General features: G+C 62.8%; 11 protein-coding genes, 1 tRNA gene and 1 pseudogene. 6 read left to right on the forward strand and 7 right to left on the reverse strand.

The window, feature by feature from the left end; genetic code table 11:
• Positions 1-282: 282 nt before the first annotated feature.
• Positions 283-4,221, reverse strand: a complete 3,939-nt coding sequence (locus tag OIS50_RS12570) for a BamA/TamA family outer membrane protein (RefSeq protein ID WP_264690983.1) — start codon at positions 4,219-4,221, stop codon at positions 283-285.
• A 234-nt stretch (positions 4,222-4,455) separates the two neighbouring features.
• Here OIS50_RS12570 and OIS50_RS12575 point away from each other — a divergent pair, with 234 nt between their 5' ends.
• Positions 4,456-5,679, forward strand: coding sequence for a Pycsar system effector family protein (locus tag OIS50_RS12575; protein ID WP_264690984.1), 1,224 nt, complete (start codon positions 4,456-4,458; stop codon positions 5,677-5,679).
• Between the two features lie 610 nt (positions 5,680-6,289).
• On the opposite strand, the gene OIS50_RS12580 is transcribed toward OIS50_RS12575, so the two are convergent.
• Positions 6,290-7,450 (reverse strand): DUF2652 domain-containing protein, encoded by a 1,161-nt coding sequence (locus OIS50_RS12580; protein WP_264690985.1) that lies wholly within the window; start codon positions 7,448-7,450, stop codon positions 6,290-6,292.
• Positions 7,451-7,870: 420 nt separating this feature from the next.
• Between OIS50_RS12580 and OIS50_RS12585 the strand changes: the two genes are divergently transcribed.
• Positions 7,871-7,942 (forward strand) — tRNA-Arg (locus tag OIS50_RS12585).
• Between the two features lie 65 nt (positions 7,943-8,007).
• On the opposite strand, the gene OIS50_RS12590 is transcribed toward OIS50_RS12585, so the two are convergent.
• Complete coding sequence (locus tag OIS50_RS12590; RefSeq protein WP_264690986.1) at positions 8,008-8,421, reverse strand: hypothetical protein; 414 nt, start codon at positions 8,419-8,421, stop codon at positions 8,008-8,010.
• A 315-nt stretch (positions 8,422-8,736) separates the two neighbouring features.
• On the opposite strand from OIS50_RS12590, the gene OIS50_RS12595 reads away from it, so the two are divergent.
• The gene (locus OIS50_RS12595) at positions 8,737-9,783 is read left to right on the forward strand and encodes an LLM class flavin-dependent oxidoreductase (protein ID WP_264690987.1); all 1,047 of its coding nucleotides are present in this window, start codon (positions 8,737-8,739) and stop codon (positions 9,781-9,783) included.
• A gap of 108 nt (positions 9,784-9,891) precedes the next feature.
• Here the strand turns inward: OIS50_RS12595 and OIS50_RS12600 are convergent, their stop codons facing one another.
• Both OIS50_RS12600 and OIS50_RS12605 read right to left on the reverse strand, forming a co-directional pair.
• The gene (locus OIS50_RS12600) at positions 9,892-10,299 is read right to left on the reverse strand and encodes an STAS/SEC14 domain-containing protein (RefSeq protein WP_264690988.1); all 408 of its coding nucleotides are present in this window, start codon (positions 10,297-10,299) and stop codon (positions 9,892-9,894) included.
• 75 nt (positions 10,300-10,374) lie between these two features.
• Positions 10,375-10,785: a hypothetical protein gene (locus tag OIS50_RS12605; protein WP_264690989.1), complete on the reverse strand. Its 411-nt coding sequence runs from the start codon at positions 10,783-10,785 to the stop codon at positions 10,375-10,377.
• A gap of 121 nt (positions 10,786-10,906) precedes the next feature.
• On the opposite strand from OIS50_RS12605, the gene OIS50_RS12610 reads away from it, so the two are divergent.
• Both OIS50_RS12610 and OIS50_RS12615 read left to right on the forward strand, forming a co-directional pair.
• Positions 10,907-13,699 (forward strand): PAS domain-containing sensor histidine kinase, encoded by a 2,793-nt coding sequence (locus tag OIS50_RS12610; protein WP_264690990.1) that lies wholly within the window; start codon positions 10,907-10,909, stop codon positions 13,697-13,699.
• A 50-nt stretch (positions 13,700-13,749) separates the two neighbouring features.
• A complete protein-coding gene (locus tag OIS50_RS12615) occupies positions 13,750-14,175 on the forward strand; it encodes a response regulator (protein ID WP_264690991.1) in 426 nt (141 codons plus the stop codon).
• 127 nt (positions 14,176-14,302) lie between these two features.
• Here OIS50_RS12615 and OIS50_RS12620 read toward each other — a convergent pair whose 3' ends face one another.
• Together OIS50_RS12620 and OIS50_RS12625 are read right to left on the reverse strand one after the other, a co-directional pair.
• Positions 14,303-16,039 (reverse strand): hypothetical protein, encoded by a 1,737-nt coding sequence (locus tag OIS50_RS12620; RefSeq protein WP_264690992.1) that lies wholly within the window; start codon positions 16,037-16,039, stop codon positions 14,303-14,305.
• A 319-nt stretch (positions 16,040-16,358) separates the two neighbouring features.
• The gene (locus OIS50_RS12625) at positions 16,359-16,865 is read right to left on the reverse strand and encodes a cupin domain-containing protein (RefSeq protein ID WP_264690993.1); all 507 of its coding nucleotides are present in this window, start codon (positions 16,863-16,865) and stop codon (positions 16,359-16,361) included.
• A gap of 625 nt (positions 16,866-17,490) precedes the next feature.
• Here OIS50_RS12625 and OIS50_RS20590 point away from each other — a divergent pair.
• Positions 17,491-18,045, forward strand: a pseudogene (locus OIS50_RS20590) (Ig-like domain-containing protein); the annotation flags it as partial.
• Between the last annotated feature and the right edge of the window lie 14 nt (positions 18,046-18,059).

Consider the following 18,059-nt stretch of genomic DNA (forward strand, 5'->3'; position numbering starts at 1 on the left):
CTTTGCTTCTAACGGTACCGGCCCCGAAATGGCTGTTGGTCGGGGCCAATTTTTCGCTTCAAAACCGAAGGCCCGCCCGCTCAGCCCGTGTGCCCTAGGTGGGCGGCGGGTGCTGAAGGCGGGCAGGCCTTGGGTAGGGTGAGAGTTGTCAGTTATTAGTTGTCAGTTATTAGTTGCCAGTTCATAGTTGCCGGTTGGGTGAACTCGGTGTTGACCCCTGGTCTTCCCTAGGTCGTGCACCGGTGAGCATCAACTGACAACTAATAACTGACAACAACTGACCTAGAACAGGAAGTCGAAGCCGACGTTGACGAGGCGCTCCTCGCCTACCGAGTAGGTGGCATTGATAACGGCCTGCTTAAGCACGTCGATCCAGATGCCGCCGCCCACGCCCGTGTGGAAGGCGCGCAGGCCCGTGCGGGTATCCTGCGAGCTGTACACGCGGCCGGCATCGGCCAGGCCCAGGATACCGAACTTGCCGGGCACCAGGTACGCGTTGAAGCTAAAGAGCTGAATGCGTGCCTCGGCGTTGGCGTAGGTTACGCTGCGGCCGGCAAAGCGCGTGCGGCGGTAGCCGCGCAGGTTGGTGGTGCCGCCCAGGGTGTTGGCCTGGTAAAAGCGGTAGTCGCCGAGGTTGCGCGCGGCCCCAATGCGGCCCGCCCAGGTAAGCTGGAAGGGGAAGTTGGGCGAAACGTAGAAGCGCACTTCCGAAGCCAGGCGGCCGTACTGCAGCTGCTCGCCGTTGAGCTGGCGGTTGTACTCGGCCGAGCCCGTAATGCGCAAGCCAATGCGCGGGTTTTTCGGCGACGAGCTGGCATCCAGGTTAAAGTAGGCGCGGCCGCCGGCGTAGCGGTTCAGTTGAAAGTCGGAGGCCCGGATGCCCGTGGCGGCCCTGCTTACTCCGTTGCCGGTTACCGGGTCGAGGCCTTCGCTGATTTCGCGCCCCAGGTCTTCGCGGCTGATGCGCCACTGGTCGTACTGCGGCCCGAAGCCCACTTTCAGAAAGCTGAACAAGTCGCGCTCGAGGGTAGGCGCAAACGAGAAGCGCGAGAAGCGGATGCGGTAAGTATCGTTGATGACGCGGTTGCCGAGGGCATTGCCGCCGCCTTCGCTCTGGGCCACGTTGCGGGTGTCGTTGCCTTTGCCGAAGTAGTTGTAGAGCAGCTGCGGCCCGTAGAGCTGCGAGCTAACCAGCAAATCGTACTTGCCCAGCACATCGGTGAAGGTGCCGTTGTAGCGCACGTTGTAGGCGCGGCGCGCGGGGGCGTAGTTGGCCACCAGGGTTTGCTCGGTGGCAAACGGCTCGCGCCGGAAGCCGAAGGTGCGCAGCGTGGCGCCGCCGCCCACAAAAATACCGTCGTCGATGTTGTAGCCGAAGTAGGCAGCCGGGCCAAAGTAAGGCAGCTTGTAGTCTTTGCGGTCGGTGCGCGAGGCGTAGTCGTACTGGCTTACCTCAATGCCCGGCTCCAGGCGCAGGCGCGTTTCGCGGCCCGGCACAATTACGTTGCCGGTGTCGGCGTCGTACACCTGCAGGGAGTGCGGGCGCAGCAGCGAGCCGCCCACGCGGCTTTCGTCCACGATGGTGTCGCGGTCGGTGCCGCCGATGATGCGCACCCGGATGCCGCTGGGCACGTTGCCCGTTACGCGGTACGAGTCGTTGCCGGCAAAGCCGTAGAGGCGGATTTCCTTTGTCACCTTGCCGTCGTAGGTCTGGTCCCAGAGGGTTTTGGTGGTCTGGCCCTCCTTGTTCACCTTCTTCACCAGCACGCGGGTTTTGTTATCGGGCAGGCGCTCCACAATAAAGCGCTCCTGCTTTTCGCTGCCCTTCACCTCCACCTTGCTGTTCACCACCTCGTAATAATCGGCGGCCAGCTCGGGCAGCAGCTCGCGGCGGCTTTTCAGCTTGCGGGCAATTTCGGGGCCGTGCAGGTTGTAAATCTCGGCGGGCCAGCGCGAGCGCAGCGAAGAGTCGATAACGGCATCGGTAAGGCGGGCCTTCAGGTCTTCGGCCGTTTTCACCCAGTCCTCCTTCGATACCTCGCCCAGAAACACGCGGTCGTTGGCCAGGGCCGTCAGGTTCAGGCCTTTCCAGTCGGCGTAGTCTTCGCCGAAGTTCTGGAAGTTGCGGATGGCCCACTTGCGGCGCGCCAGCCACGGGAAAAACCCGTCGCCTTTGAAGAAGGCAATGTCGCGGTCTTCGGGCACGGCCGTAAAGGTCCGGTCGCCGTCGTCGCTTTTGCTTTCGGCCCAGCGCCACTGGTCCTCGTGCCGGTCCCAGTCGCCGATCCACATATCGAACAGGCGCGAGCGGACAAAGGCCTTGGCCTTGATCTTGTTGTCGTTGTCCTGGCGCAGGCGCTCCAGCACGCGGTCGGTGCCCACCAGGTTGCGGGCGTAACCCAGCGAGGCCACGTTGGACTGGTCGTCCTTGGCGTCTTCCTCAATCATGGCCGGCGTGTTCTCGAAGCGGGCCAGGTACTGGCCCAGCAGCGGGTCGCGCGGCACAAAGCGGCGCTCGGGGTTGGTGTGCAGAATACCGGCGGCCTCGGCCAGCGGCGGAACCACGAAGGCCGCGTAGGGGTGCTGGGCCGAAATCTGGTCCTGCAGAATGTCCTTGGCAGCGGTTTCGCGCAGGGCCTCGGGCAGCACGGCGGCGGGGTCCTTGTCGAGCGAGCGGATGGTGTAGTTGCGGCCTTCCTCGTTGCGCACTTTCAGCGAAGAGGTTTGCTTGCCGCCTCCGATTTTGTAGGGCTCCAGGCCGCCTTTTTCGGTGGCCAGGTCGAGCACCGGAAACTTAACCGGGGTGGCCCACTCCTGGCGGTAGTGCTGGCCAAACAACGCCTTGTGCAGGCCGCCGCGCTTGGCGTAGCGCGGGTTGATGGCCACGGTTACGGTAGAGTCGCTGAAGTTGGGGCGGCCGGCAAGCTCCACGTTAAAGGGGTCCTTAACGGCGTTGGTGGGTGCATCGCCGGCCACGGCCTGCTTGGCGTAGAGCGACTGGCGGAACACGAGGCGGCCCGACTGGCCCTGCTCGTTGGGTACCCAGTACTCTACCCACACTTCGCCGTTCTGGTAGTAGTTCACGCGGGCAAAGCCCTTCTCTTTGTCGGAGAAGATGGCCTGGCCGTTGCGGCCGGGCTTTACGTGCTGGGTTTTGCAGCCCGAGCCGCTCACGATGTGGTGCAGGTTTTCGGCTTTGAAATACTGCAGGTTGTGCTCGTGGCCGGCGGCGTAAATCGTGTTGGGGTACTTCGCAAAAATGTCCATCAGCCCCTTTTTATACTGCTGGTACAAGGGGTGCGGAATATCCTGCGAGATGCCGCCGTACTTGCGCGCAAACGGGTAAATGGAGCCGATGATGGGCAGCGGTATAAACGCGTATTTATAGACGATGCTCAGCGGGAAGAAGTGGTCGGCAAGGGTAAAGTAGCCGCCGTGAATGCCATCGGAGAAGATGGGGTGGTGGGCCACCACCACCACGTTTTTGTTGCGGTGCTTGGCCATCAAATCTTCGAGCTGCACGAAGAAGTCGGTTTCGTTGGCTACGCCGCAGCCGCTGTTGGCGCCGTAGGGCCGCTCGCGGGTTTGCAGAAACCACTGCGAGTTGATGGCGATGATGGCCAGATTGTCCTGCACCAGGATTTCGTAGGGGCCGGGGCAACCGTTGCCGGGCACGTAAAACGGGCCGGTGCGCGTAAAGGCGGCCGAGTCACGGTTCATGTAATCCTCGGCAAACACCTGCGCCCGAATTACCTGCTCGAGCGAGCCGGGCAGGCCCTGCTTCCAGTCGTGGTTGCCGGGTATCATGTACTTCTCGCCCTTGTAGTCGCGCAGCACGTTGATCTGCTCGATGAGGCGCTGCTCGGATACTTTGCGGTCGTAGGCGCCCACGGGGGGCAGGCCGTACTCGTAAATGTTGTCGCCGAGGTACACGGTGGTGCTTCGCTCGCCGGCTTTCAGGATTTCGCGGCGCATGAAGTTGAGCGAAGGCTCGCCGCCTTTTTCGGGCAGCGCGGGCGCGCCCACATCGCCGATGAGGAACACGGAGTAGCGCAGCTGGGTGCTGTCGGGGGCGGCTTGCTGCCGCCAGTCGGCCCCGATGCCGCGGTAGTTGGGGCGCTCGGGGTGGGCAGCCTGGGTTTTGCCTTCCTGGGCTACGGCGGGCCTCAGAAACAGGCTACCGACCAGCAGCAACAGGCCAGTCAGGAAAGGTCGGGTCATATAGCAGTTAAGAAAGAAACGTGCGGGTAAGCCGGGCTGCCGCAGCAGCCGCCTGGGCGTGTGAGAGACGCGTACGAGGTACAATAGTAGCCGATACGCAGCCCGACGCTTTGGCGTTGGGTTGCGGCCGTTACGCACGTTGGGCCTAGGTGGTTGGGCTACTTTTAGAACCCGGCGGCCGCGCTTGCGTTGTAAAGCCATTGGGCCCCGCCGCGGGCCGCACTTCCGCCATCAATGGAAACGACTCCCACCCTCAAACCGGCCAAGGCCGAAATTGTAAAGCAGGCCAAAGCCTACATCGAGCAGCTGTTTGAGCAGCAACTGCCGCCGCAGCTCGTTTACCATACCTTCCGGCACACCAACACCGTAGCCAAAGAAGCCGCTGCCCTAGGTGAAGCCGCCGGCCTGCCCCCGCAGGACCAGGAGGCCCTGATTCTGGCCGCGTGGTTTCATGATACCGGCTACATCGACCGCTACGACGGCCACGAGTACCGCAGCATGGAGCTGGCCGAGCAGTGGCTGCAGGGCAAAGGCTACCCGGCCGAGCGCATTGCCCTGGTAAAGGACATCATCCGGGCGACGCACCGCGACGAGCCCCGCAAAACCGAGCTGCAAAAGCTGATGGTGGACGCCGACATGAGCAACCTGGGGCGCGACAACTGCCTGGCCGACGCCGAGCTGCTGCGCACCGAGTGGGAGGCCACGCAGGGCCGCGTGTACGGCAACAAGGAGTGGGCCGAGTACCAGCTCGATTTTCTGATGCAGCACAAGTTTTTGTCGGAGGCCGGCAAAGCGCGCTACAAGGATCAGCTCAAGGAAAACATCAAGGAGCAGCACAAGCAGCTGAAGAAAATCGGGAAGAAAGCCAAGAAGCAGCAGGAGGAAGCCGAAGGCTTTGCCGAGGGCAAGCGCGGCGTCGAGACCATGTTCCGCTCTACCTACGGGCAGCACATCCAGCTTTCGGGCATGGCCGACCAAAAGGCCAACATGATGATCAGCCTGAACGCGGTGCTGCTGTCGGTTATCATTACCTACCTAGGCGCCAAAACCTCCACGCTGGGGCCGGCCTTCACCAAAAACCCCGTGCTGGCCGTGCCCATGGGCTTGCTGGTGGCCACGTCGCTGGGCTCGGTGGTTACGGCTATCCTGTCGGCCCAGCCCGATGTAACCAGCTTTAAGTGGCTGCGCCGCTCGCCCCAGATTGCCACCAACCGCCGCGTAAACCTGCTGTTCTTCGGCAACTTCACCCGCCTCAGCCTCGACCACTTTCAGGAGGGCATGCACGAGCTGATGCGCAACAAGGACTTGCTCTACACCAACATGGTAACGGACATTTACTACCTGGGCGAGGTGCTCTCGCGCAAGTACCGCCTGCTGCGTGTGAGCTACACCATTTTCATGGTAGGCCTGATTTTGACGGCCCTGGCCTTTGGCATTGTGATGCTGTACAAGGCGTAGGGGTTTTTTAGGGCTTAGGTGTTAGGGCTTGGAGGAAACAGCCAAACTCCCCTCCTCAGCTGAGGAGGGCCTCACCCCCGGCCCCCTACCTCGCTCCAGGCGCGACATCGCGGAGAGGGGAGCCAGCCGTCAGCAACGATTGCGGGGCCGCCGAACTTAGGTTCGGCGGCCCCGCTGCGGTTTCGGTACCTAGGTCCTGTAGCGCGGAAATCCGTTCCGCGACGCGCCAAGGGCGCGTATCCGGTACCGTGCGGTGCCCCATACGCGCTGTTGGCGCGTCGCGGAACGGATTTCCGCTCTACACCGGGGCGGCGCAGCCGCCGCAATCGTTGCTGACTGCCGCGCCGCCGTGGCTCCCCCTCTCCTCCGGAGAGGGGGCCGGGGGGTGAGGCTCCTACAGCCGCAATCGACAGCGCGACCTAGGGCAATCGTTCAGGCGTGAGAAGGTCCTTCGCTCTGCTCAGGATGACAGACATATGCAACATTAAACAACGCTCCACCCAACGTCAGCAACGACGGTCAACCACCCCAGCGGCAGCTAAAGCTGCCGCGTCCCCTCCTCATCTGAGGTGGGGAGTTTGGTCGTTCCCTCCTTAATCCTTCCTCCCTTCTACCTACCCGCTCCTACCTCTTCGCAGAAGGCGGCCAGTTGGCGCATCGATTGGCCGAGCCAGCGGCGAAGGCGGCGGAGCTGGCCGCGGCGGATGGTGCGCAGGGGGCTGGCCACGTGGCCGTACCGAAACTCCATGCTGATGAGGCAGTGCCGGTCGTCGACTTCCTCGATGTAGTAGATGAGCATGGCGTTGGGGAACAAGCGCCAGTGCGATACTTTCTCCACGTACTCGATGTGGTCGTCGGCCACGATGCGCTGCACGGCTTGCAGGTCTATCTGGCCGCGGTACAGATCGAGCTTGTAGCTGGTGCCGGGGCGGTAGGCCTTGGTGATGTCGTAGTGCACGGCGGTGGTGCCGGCCAGCCAGCGCGGCCGCAGCCGGAAGTTGGTGAGCAGCCGAAACGCGAAGGTGGCCGGCACGGCCGCCACGCGGCGCACCTTAATGCGGCAGGTGGTGGGCAGCTGGCCGTTGTCGGACTCCGACTGCAGCAACAGGCGCAGCGGTGTGAGGTAGGCGTAGCGGTACTCGATTTCGCCCAGGTAGTCGTACACGGCGGCGCTTTGCTGCAGGCGCGTCCAGGAAAAGCAGCGCGCCAGCTCGGCGGGCGGCTGGGTGCGCAGGTAGTCCTCGGTGAGCAGAATGTACTCCGAGCCCGTTACGTTGTTCTTGAGCAGGCGATGCGCCACTATCACGTCGCGGCCCAGCAGCTTGGTAAAGTTGCGGATTTGCGACACGCTCACGCGGCCGTAGTGCACCACGATTTTCAGCGTCAGATCAACCTCCTGCAGGGCCGCTACCAGCTCCGAGCCCGTGTCGCGGGCTACCAGCTTGAGGTAGTTCTGAAAATCGAGGAAGATGCGGCGGCACTGCTCCACCAGCTCGGCAGCGGAGGGCGGCTCGCCGAGGCGGTAAAACAAAATGGCGTCGCCCTGGATTTCGGCCACCTCCATATCGAGGGTGTTGGCCTCCACGAGTATCTCCAGCAAATCGGCCACGAGGTGCGGGGCCTGTGGGTGGTCGGCTTCTTCGATAAAGCGCGTGAAGCCGCTGATGTCGGGGATGAACAACAGCGCCGGCTCGGCGTCGTCGTGGAGGGCCTCTACGGGCCGCATGCCGGCCAGGCGGCGGGCAGCGCGCAAATCTTCCAGTAAGCTCATAGTACAGCGCTAGCGGGGTGGGCCGCAGCAACCAGCGCCCGTGCGCCTATACGCGGCGCAGGCCCGGCAGGATGTTGAGGCGGTGGTAGCGCGCCGTAGCGCGGCAGTAGCGCGGACTTTGGCTACGCCGACCTACGGTTGTAGTCCGCATCCACAGATAGTAATTTCTGTTTCCTTACCTAGGGCGGCAGCGCAATGTAGCGTGGGCTTTAGCCCGCGTGTGCCAGCACGAAATGGTCGGGGCGAAACCGCGCGGCACCAATCGCTCACGCAAACGCGGGCTAAAGCCCGCGCTACACCGCGCTACTTGCAACGATTGATTTTACTATCCGGGGACGCGGACTGCAAAGTCCGCGCTACTGCCGCGCTACTTCGCGGGTTGGGCACCTAGGGGTTTTCGGCTTATCTTTGCCCGTAACTGGCTGCGTAGTTCAACGGATAGAATAGGCGTTTCCTAAACGCTTGATATGGGTTCGATTCCCGTCGCGGCTACAAACACCAACGCCCCCGTTGCCGGCTTGCGGCAGCGGGGGCGTTGGTGTTTGTAGCCGCGACGGCTAGCCCTGCCGCACCCAGTCCATGGCGGCGCTTTCCTCGATAAAGGTGCGCAGGTCGTAGGGCAGGTTGGGGGCCAGCACGGCTTGTAGGCTGGGTTGCAAGGCCGGCGTGCTGTTCAGGCTGTGCTCGTAGGCGGGCGAGAGCAGGTAGGCCAGGCGCAGGCGCACGGGCGCGCAAGCAGCCGCCACCTGGGGCAGCCACGAGTGGGCAATCCAGTGGGCTTGCTCGGGCGAGGGCACCGGGCGGCGGCGCACATCCACGAGCAGGCGGTGGGCGCCGTGGTGCTGGGCGGCCTGCAGCAGGGCCTCGTAGCCGGCCTCGATGGCGCCGGGCGCGAACTGGCCCGTCCAGCGGGCTACCAGAATGTGCAGATCGGGGCGGTATTGGAGTTGAATGGCGGCGTTATCAATCACGGGGCAAATATAGATGAGGTGCGCCCTGCTTCGGAAAGTGCTGGCAGCCTAGGTGCTGGGGCCGGGGCGGCCGTCGGGCACCTAGGGCTGGGCAGCTGTAGGTCGGCTGGCTCCCGCTCTCCCAGAGGATGTCGCGCATTAAGCGAGTGTGGGGCCGGGGGGCTAACGTCAGCAACGATTGTCAACCACCCCGCCCTTCGGGCACCCCTCCTCAGATGAGGAGGGGAGTTTGGTTATTCTTGCGGCTACTTGGCTTCCGGCAAAAGCAACCATCCGGCGGGCTGGGGTGTTGCCGATGTTCGTAGTTACCCAACCATGACAAAGACCCTCGCGCAGCTGCCGGTTTCGATACTTGACCTGGCCGTGATTCTGGACGGCCACACCCCGGCCGATACCTTCCGCAATACCCTCGATTTGGCCCAGCACGCCGAGCGGTGGGGCTACCGGCGCTTTTGGCTGGCCGAGCACCACAACATGGCCAGCATTGCCAGCTCGGCCACGGCCGTGCTTATCGGCTACGTGGCGGGCGGTACCTCGCGCATTCGGGTAGGGTCGGGGGGTATTATGCTGCCCAACCACGCGCCGCTGGTGGTGGCCGAGCAGTTTGGCACCCTGGCTACGCTGTATCCCGGCCGCATCGACCTAGGGCTGGGCCGCGCGCCGGGCACCGATCAGCTTACGGCCATGGCCTTGCGCCGCGATTTGCAGGGCTCGGTGGAGGATTTCCCGCGCCACGTGCAGGAGCTGCTGCAGTACTTATCGGCCGACAACCGCACCAGCCGCGTGCGCGCCATCCCCGGCGAGGGCCTCGATGTGCCGGTGTGGCTGCTGGGCTCGAGCACGTACAGCGCGCAGCTGGCCGGCTTGCTGGGCTTGCCGTTTGCGTTTGCCAGCCACTTTGCCCCGGCGCAGCTGCAGGCGGCGCTGCACCTGTACCGCGAAAACTTCCGGCCCTCGGCGTACCTCACCGAGCCGTACGCGGCCGCCTGCGTCAACGTAATTGCGGCCGACACCGACGCCGAAGCCGAGCACCTCGCTACCTCGTTCTACCAATTGGCCCTGAACATTATCCGCGGCACCAGCCGCCCGCTGCAGCCGCCCGTGGCCAGCATGGCGGGCATTTGGTCGGATATGGAGCGCGAGGCCGTGGGGCAAATGATGGCGTATTCCTTTATCGGCGGCCCGGCTCAGGTGGAGCGGCAGCTGCAAACTTTCCTCGCCCAAACCGGCATCGACGAGCTGCTGGCCGTGTCGCACATCTACGACCACTCGGCCCGGCTGCGCTCCTTTGCCCTGCTCAGCGGCCTGTGCCAACCCGCCGCGGTAGCCGAGCCGCCCCTAGGTGCTGCCCGGCAGGTATAGCCAGGCCAAGCACCTAGGCGCTCGAGCTGGTTTGGTGGCTGCCGACCAACGCTGGGCAGCGATAGCACAAACGCCAACGGCCCGGGGCCGGCCGCTGTGCCCGCCCGCTTAGCTTCCGCAAATAGTGCGCAGCCACTGCTGGGCGGCGGGCAGGTTATCGAACACGCGGGCCTCGAAGGCGCGGAGTTGGGCGTAAAATTCGCTGGCCGAGCCTTCGGCCAGCGAGGCGGGCGTGGTAATCATGGCAAAGTGCTTCAGGCCTGCGCCCGCGGCCATGGGTGCCCACTCGTTGATAACCCAATCCATGGAGTGGCCCCAGGGGCCGCGCACGTCGCGGGTGTCGTTGAGCACGCACGAAAAACCGGCTTTGGCGAGAGCAGCGGTATAGGCCTTGGCGCCCTCCTGGATGTTGCTAGCCGTGAGGTAGCCCTGCCAGCGCACATGAATCCAGCGGTTTTCCACATCGGTATCGATGGACAGGTACACGTGGCCGAGCGACGACTTAAGTTCTGGCATAAGGGATGAAAGCCTGAAAAACTACTTCTGTTGGGTGGGTTAACTGCTGAATAGATCGGCAACGGCGCAAGCGCCCTAGGTAGCGGCCTGGCCGCATGCCCAGGCACGGGCCTCGGCCGGGTCGCTAAAAGCACGTACTTCAAAAGGCACCGTTTCGGTTGCGCCCTGGTACATATTGCCGATCAGCATGCGGTTGAGGGTTTCCTCCGACTCGAGGCGGGCGAAGCGCACCACGCCCAGTTCGGCCATGGCGGGCAGCACCTCCTCGGCCACCCAGCGCAAATCAACGGGGCGCACGGCGCCCAGCAGCCGGTCGTTGGCAATCCAGCCGGTAACGTGGTGCTGCCGGGCCAGGGCCAGCGCGTCGAGTATCTGGCTCCGGAAATTGGCGCTGCTCACAAAACTCAGCCATTCCGTTTCCAGGGCGTTGATGCGCCCGTGGTGCAGGTGCAAAATCAGCGACGGGTACGATGCAATTGGGGGCATGGCGCAAAAATAACAGGACTACCAACGCGGCGCGGCGCGTGCGTGTTCCGGTTAGTTTTGCCAATTGTACGGCCAGTACCGCAGTTGTGCCGTATGCCCCTTTGCCCACCGCCCGCTTTCCATGCTTTCTTCTCCTGCTTCGTTTCCGGCCGATGTATTTCCGCCAGCCGAGCTTTTGCACACCGTACTCGATGCGGTGCCCTACGCGCTGGTGCTTTACACCCCCGTGCCCGGTGCTGCGGTCCCGGTAGCCGATCTGGCGTTTGCCTACCTCAACCCGGCTGCGCAACGCTTGCTGGGCCTGCCGGCGCAGCCGGCCACCACCTACCGGCAGCAGTTTTCGGCCACCGCCGGCAGCGCTGCGTGGGCCGCCCACCAGCAGGCTTTGCTGGCCGAGGCTGGCACCCCGTACCCGCTGTGCTACCCCACCCCCACCGGCGCCGTGCAAGCCAGCGGCCAGCGGGTGGGCGCGGGCTTGCTTGTGCGCTTTGCCGACGCGGCCGCCCCGCAGCAACCCACCCCGCCCGACGAGCACCCCGAGCGGCAGGCCGATGAGCACAGCCGGCAGCTGCGCATCTTCGATACCATTCTGGAGGGGTTGCAGGAGTACGTGTACCTCTTCGATCTGGAAGGTCGGTTTCAGTACGTCAACAAACCCCTGCTCGACCTGTGGGGCCTGCGGCTGGAGCAGGCCGTGGGCAAAAACTTTTTCGACCTCGAATACCCCGCCGCCCTGGCCGGCGCGCTGCAAACCCAGATTCAGCAGGTAATCGACACGCGGCAAACCGTGGAGGGCGAAACGCCCTATACCAGCCCCACCGGCGACATTGGCTACTACGAGTACGCCTTTGTGCCGCTGCTCGCCCCCGATGGCACCGTGGAGGCCGTGGCCGGCCGCACGCAGCCCGTTACGGAGCGCCGCCGCGCCGAGGCCGCCCTGCGCATCAGCGAAACCAAGTACCGCACCATCATCGAGTCGATCGACGAAGGGTTTTGCATCATCGAGGTGCTGTTCGACGACGCGACCGACCAGCCCGTGGATTACCGGTTTGTGGAGATGAACCCGGTTTTTGAAAAGCAAACCGGTATGCAGGGGGCCTTGGGCAAAACCATGCGGGAGCTGGTGCCGGGCATCGAGACGTTTTGGATAACAACCTACGGCCAGGTGGCCCGCACCGGGGCGCCCGTGCGCTTCGAGAGCCATGCCGAGTCGATGGGCCGCTGGTTCGACGCATACGCCTTCCGGATAGGCGAGCCGCAGCAGCGCCACGTGGCCATTCTGTTCAGCGATATTACCGAGCGCAAAGGCACCGAAGAAGCCTTGCGCAAAGGCGAAGAGCAGCAGGCTTTTCTGCTGCAGCTCAGCGACCGGCTCCGCCCCTTGGTTGATGCCGCCGAAATACAGTTTCAGGCGGCGTGTGCCCTAGGTCAGTACCTGGGTGCCAACCGCGTGGGGTATGCCGAGGTGCTGCCCGATGGCCAGACCGTTGTGGTAATGCGCAACTACACCAACGGCGTGCCGGGCATAGAGGGCCGCTACCACTTCGACGACTACGGCCCCGCGCTGCTGCAGGAGCTGCAGGCCGGCCGCACCGTGGTGCGCCCCGATATTGCCCACGACGCCAGCCTTACCCAAGCCGAAAAGCAGGCGCACGCCGCGCTGCAGCTCGGGGCCACCGTAAACCTGCCCCTGATGAAGGGCGGCGAGCTGGTGGCCGTGCTCTTTGTCCACTATCAGCAGGCCCACCAAAGCGACGGCGACGAGCTGGCCCTGCTGACGGAAACGGCCGAACGCACCTGGGCGGCGGTAATCAGGGCCCGCACCGAAGACGCCCTGCGCCGTAGCGAGGAGCGCCTGCAACGGGCCATATCCATCGAAACGGTGGGCGTGATGTTCTTCAACTTCGATGGCACCATTCACGACGCCAACGAGGCCTTTCAGCGCATGAGCGGCTACACGCACCAGGATTTTGTGAGCGGCCGCGTACGCTGGGACGAGATTACCGCTCCGGAGTTTATGCCCGCCACGCGCAAAGCTGTGGAGCAGCTGCGCACGCTGGGCGAAAGCAGCCCCTACGAAAAGCAGTACCTGCGCCCCGACGGCACCCGCTGGTGGGGCCTGTTTGCGGGCAAGCGCCTCAGCGAAAACGAGTTCGTGAAGTTTGTGGTTGATATTACCGAAAGCAAGCAGGCCGAGCAGCAGCTGCACCTCATGAACGAGCAGCTGCAGCGCGTCAACGTCGATCTGGACAACTTTATTTACACCGCCTCGCACGACCTCAAGGCCCCCATTGCCAACATCGAGGGCTTGCTGAACCTGATGCAGGACCACCTGCCGGCCCACCACGCGCTTACCCCGGAGCTGCAGCCCCTGCTGCAGATGATGCAAGACTCGGTGGCGCGGTTTCAGCGCACCATTGAGTACCTGAGCGACGTGGTGAAGCTGCAAAAGGAGCACGACCAGCCCACTACCGATGTGCCCCTGGGCCCCGTGATTGACGACGTGTGCCTTGATCTGGCGCCCCTGATTACCGAAAGCCAGGCCACGCTGGCGGTGGATGTGGCCGGCTGCCCGAGCATTTCGTTTTCGGCCAAAAACCTGCGCTCGGTGGTGTACAACCTGCTCAGCAACGCGCTCAAATACCGCCACCCCGAGCGCCCGCCGTGCATCCGCATCGCGTGCGAGCTGCAGGAGCGGTTTACGGTGCTGCACGTGCACGACAACGGCCTCGGCCTCGATGCCCAGCAGCAACAGGAGCTGTTTGGCATGTTCAGGCGCCTGCACCACCACGTGGCCGGCTCGGGGCTGGGCTTGTATATGGTGAAGCGCAGCGTCGAAAACGCCGGCGGCAAAGTGGCCGTGCACAGCCAACCGGGCGTGGGCTCTACGTTCTCGGTGTACTTTCGGCGCTGAGCCACGTATACTGCTCCGCCTGTGGGTGCTTTTTCCCTTACGAGTAGCTTATGACACCTTTGCCGAGCGTGTTGTTGGTGGATGACGACACCACTACCAACTTCCTGAACCAAACGCTGCTTACTCGCCTGGGTGTAGCCGACCGCATTTACGTGGCCCTGAACGGCGAACAAGCCCTTACGCGCGTGCAGGCGCACTGCGCCGTGCCCGACCCGGAGTGCCCGGCCCTGATTTTGCTCGACGTGAACATGCCCGGCATGAACGGCATTCAGTTTCTGGAAGCCTACCGCCAGCTGCCGGAAGTGCACCAGCAGGCCTCGGTGGTGGTAATGCTTACCACCTCGATGCACCCGCGCGATGTGGAGCGCGTGCAGCAGCTGCACGTCGATGGTTTCGTGAGCAAACCCCTCACGGCCGACAAAGTACAGGAGCTGCTGCGCACCCACTTCCCCGAGCGCCTGAACACCGCCGGGTAAGCTACTCCCCGCGGCCCCCTCTTCGCCAGCGCCTTCGGTAGCACCTAGGGCTGCGGCCAACGCAAAACCAAAAAAGCCGGCTGCTATGGCTAGCAGCCGGCTTTTCGTTAGCGGTTAGGGCCTGGCTTTAGTTGCCCGCGCCCATAGCGGCCAGCACCGTGCGCAGCCCCTGCTCGGCATCGTTGCCGAGGTGAATGCGCAGCGTGCGGCGGTTGTAGCTCTGCAGGGCCTCCAGGTCGCCTTGCGCCTGGGCATTCTTGAACGTGCCGAACGTGTACGAGCGGCCGGGCAGCTGCAGGTCCTGCGGGTGGTCGACGGTGAACTGCACGAACAAACCCGTGTCGGGGCCGCCTTTGTGGTACTGGCCCGTGGAGTGCAAAAAGCGCGGCCCGTAGCCCGAGGTAGTGGCAATGCGGCGCTCCTGCTGCACTTGGGCGCGCAGCTGCTGCAGGCTTTCGTTCAGGGCGGGTGTCTCGGTCAGGTACGCCTGAATGTTGAGGAAGTCGCCGGTTTTGGCCTGGCCGAAGAACGCCTTCAGCAGCTCGGCCGCGTTGGCGCCGCTTACTTTGGTGTAGTAGGTTACGCCGTTTTCCTGCACCTTGGGCTCCTCGGTTTGGGGCAGCTTGCCTTGCTCCTGCACCACCTTCATGAGGCGGTCGGTAGCGGTTTTGCTTTCCTGCACGTTGGGCTGGTCGAAGGGGTTGATCTGGAGCACGGCGCTGGCCACGGCCGTGGCTACCTCCCAGCGGAAGAACTCCTGCCCTAGGTCGAGCGGATCGTTCAGCAGGATGGTGATAACCGGGTGGCCAGCTTGCTCGAGGCGCTCCAGCTTCTGGCGGTTTTCCTGGTCGGGCTGGTTGCGGTAGCCCACGTACACGAACACGCGGTCCGGGCCGTAGAGCTCCGGCTCGCCGGCCGGCTCACCGGCTACCGGCAAAATGCCTTTGCCTTCTTTGCCGGTGCTTTCGGCAATCAGCTGCTCCAGCCACAGCCCTAGGTCGCTGAGCTGCTCGGGCACGATGAGGGTGAGCTTGTCGCGGCCTTGCTGGGCCAGCACCCCCAGGGCCACGCCCAGCTCCAGGCCGGGGTTGTGCGCCACGGCGCCGTTGCTGCCGCAGGCCTGCATCATGGCCACGGAGCGCTCCAGCACCTCGCGGATGTTGATGCCGTACAGCGCGGCCGGCACCAGCCCGAAGTACGACAAGGCCGAGAAACGGCCGCCCACCTCGGCGAAGTTCAGGAAGATGCGGCGGTAACCCTCGCGCGTGGCTTGCTCCACAAACTTGGAGCCCGGGTCGGTAATAGCCACGAAGTTCTCGCCGGCTTTGTCGCCCTTCAGCTGCTTCAGGCGGTCGTAGAAGTAGTCGCCAAACGCCAGCGGCTCGGCCGTGGTGCCCGATTTGCTGGCCACGATAAACAGCGTGTCGGCCAGCGGCACCGATTCCTCGATCTGGCGCACCGTGCCGGGGTCGGTGGTATCGAGCACCGACATGGGCAGGCCTTCGGGGCTTTGCCCGAACGACGATTTGAACACGATGGGCGCCATGGTGCTGCCGCCCATGCCCATTACCACCACGTGCTTAAAGCCGGCTTGCTTGGCCTGCTGCACAAACTGCTCGATTTCGGGCACGGCCTCCAGCATGGTTTCGGCCACGCGCAGCCAGCCCATAAAGCTGCGCAGGTTTTGCTGCGCCTGGGCATCCTGCACCCACAGCGAGGCCTCTTTGTTCCAGAAGCCCTCGGTGAAGTTCTTGTCGTTGAACTCCCGGATTTTCGCGTCGATGTCGGCCTGGTAGCGGCCTAGGTGCAAGGTGGCAGCGGGCACTACCGCAGCAGAGTTGGCTGGCTGGTTTTGGTTTGCCATTATATCTGAGTATTAGCTAAGGATGAACGTTGGAGGAGTTGCCGGTAGCAAGGGCAGCAAACGGGCCGTTGGCTTGCCGAACGCCGCCCGAAACGGCGAATATCTACGTTCCGGCGCAATGCCGGTATACCCCAACGTATATTTTACCCTAGGTACTGCGGCCTAACTGCAACGCAGGCAGCTGCTTGCGCCAGCAGGCAGGGCCTCCTAAAATTTGCTTGCTGCCGGTTGCGGCGCGCGTTTGGGCATAAACCCGCGCAGGGCAGCGCCTGTATCAGCGCTGCCCTGCGCGGGCTGTTGTGGTGGTTGCGCGGGGTGCTTACCGGCCGAAATCGTCCTGCACCCGCACGATGTCGTCTTCGTTCGAGGGGTTGGTGGCGTCGGTGTGTTGCCAGATTTCCGCCACCACGCCCCAATCGTCGAGGCCCACCAGACGGTGCCGCTCGCCCTGCCGTAGCGTAATCTGCTCGCCGGGGGCGTACGTTTTCGCGGGTTCTTCGGTGTCGGTGGCGCTGGTAGCTACGCCCACCGGGCCCTCTACCACGCGCCAGATTTCGGCGCGGCGGTGGTGGTACTGCCACGACAACCGCTTGTGCGGCGCCACCAGCAAAATCTTCGGGCTCAGCTTGCCGGCAATCTTCAGCTCATCCACCGGCAACCCGTCGAAATACGCATCGGCAAAAGCCTGCGCCTGGGCTTCGTCGATAACGAAAAAGCCGCCCCAGGGGCGCGCCTGGTCCTGAGCTACGATGGTAAAGCCCTGCTCCTGAAGCTGGCTGGCTATTTCCTCGAAGAGCATTTCCTGATGGGTAGCGGTGGAGTTCATGGATGTGGCGCGCTAAGCTGTTGGTGGTGAAAGGAGCAAGGCGTGGCTGCGGTACCTAGGGTGGCACACCCCAATACTTGCAGCCCGACAATTGAATCTACCAAAAAAATCTTAGAGCGGTTACATTTTTTACCCGTTAGGCACAGAGCAACCCGCAAACATAGCGCTGCGCCAAACGCTGTAAGCTACGGCCCGAGGGCTAATAATTTGGCAAGGGCACAGTCTGCTGCCGGCAATAGGGCAACCCACCACTTGCTAACTAACTGTCGGCCAACATATACTGGGTACTTGGCACCCAGCTGGCCTCTCCGTAGCTGTGGCCTTGCTAGCGCAGGCGGCCCTTTTCAGTTGCAGTACCTGGCTGAGGCAAGCTGCGCGGCTACGTCGTTAGGACTTTGTTGTTGCATTGAATGGATAATAAATTTCATCGATACAATTTTTTATTAATTATATACAGTTAAATTAGCTAGGTAAGCTTTCTTCTTAAGCTCTGCTCGTCATCCGACACTCACTTGTGTAGCGGAGCAGGATTCTGTTTGCCCGCCCCAAACCCGATTTTTCAACCCACACACCTATTCAGTTTATGAATACATGTCTACATCCTGCCAAACATAGGACATGGATAATGGCATATGTGCCATTCCTGGTTCTCATTCTGGCCAGTGCTAGTGCATTTGCGCAGACAATCGAAACTAAAGCCATTCTCCCAACTACCTACTGTACCGGTTCAGCTATAAGCGTACCCTTCAAAATCACGGGAACGGGCTTTACCACTAGTTCGGCGTTTACTGTACAGGTAGCGCCAAATATAAACTTCAACAGTAGCAACACTAAAGACCTGGGTACTGTCCAGTTTTCCAACCTGGGTTCGGGTGACCTTACAGCTGTGGTTTCTATCCCCACAAACCTGTTGCTCTCGGGCAACTATCGCGTAAGAGTAACAAGCAATATCTCACCGGCACCAAATTACACACCTAGCCCGACCACGATAACTATTAATCCCGTTCCACCTGCTCCGGCCCCAATTACTGGTACCCCGTCTGCTTGCGTGGGCGGCAGTACACAACTGAATACCACCACATCGGGAGGCACTTGGAGTAGTTCTAATACAAACGTTGCGACTGTCACCACCACTGGCTTGGTTACCGGCGTAGCGGCCGGATCAGCGTCCATCATCTATACCGTTTCAAGCAG

It is taken from the genome of Hymenobacter sp. YIM 151858-1, from assembly GCF_025979705.1.
Taxonomy (GTDB): domain Bacteria; phylum Bacteroidota; class Bacteroidia; order Cytophagales; family Hymenobacteraceae; genus Solirubrum.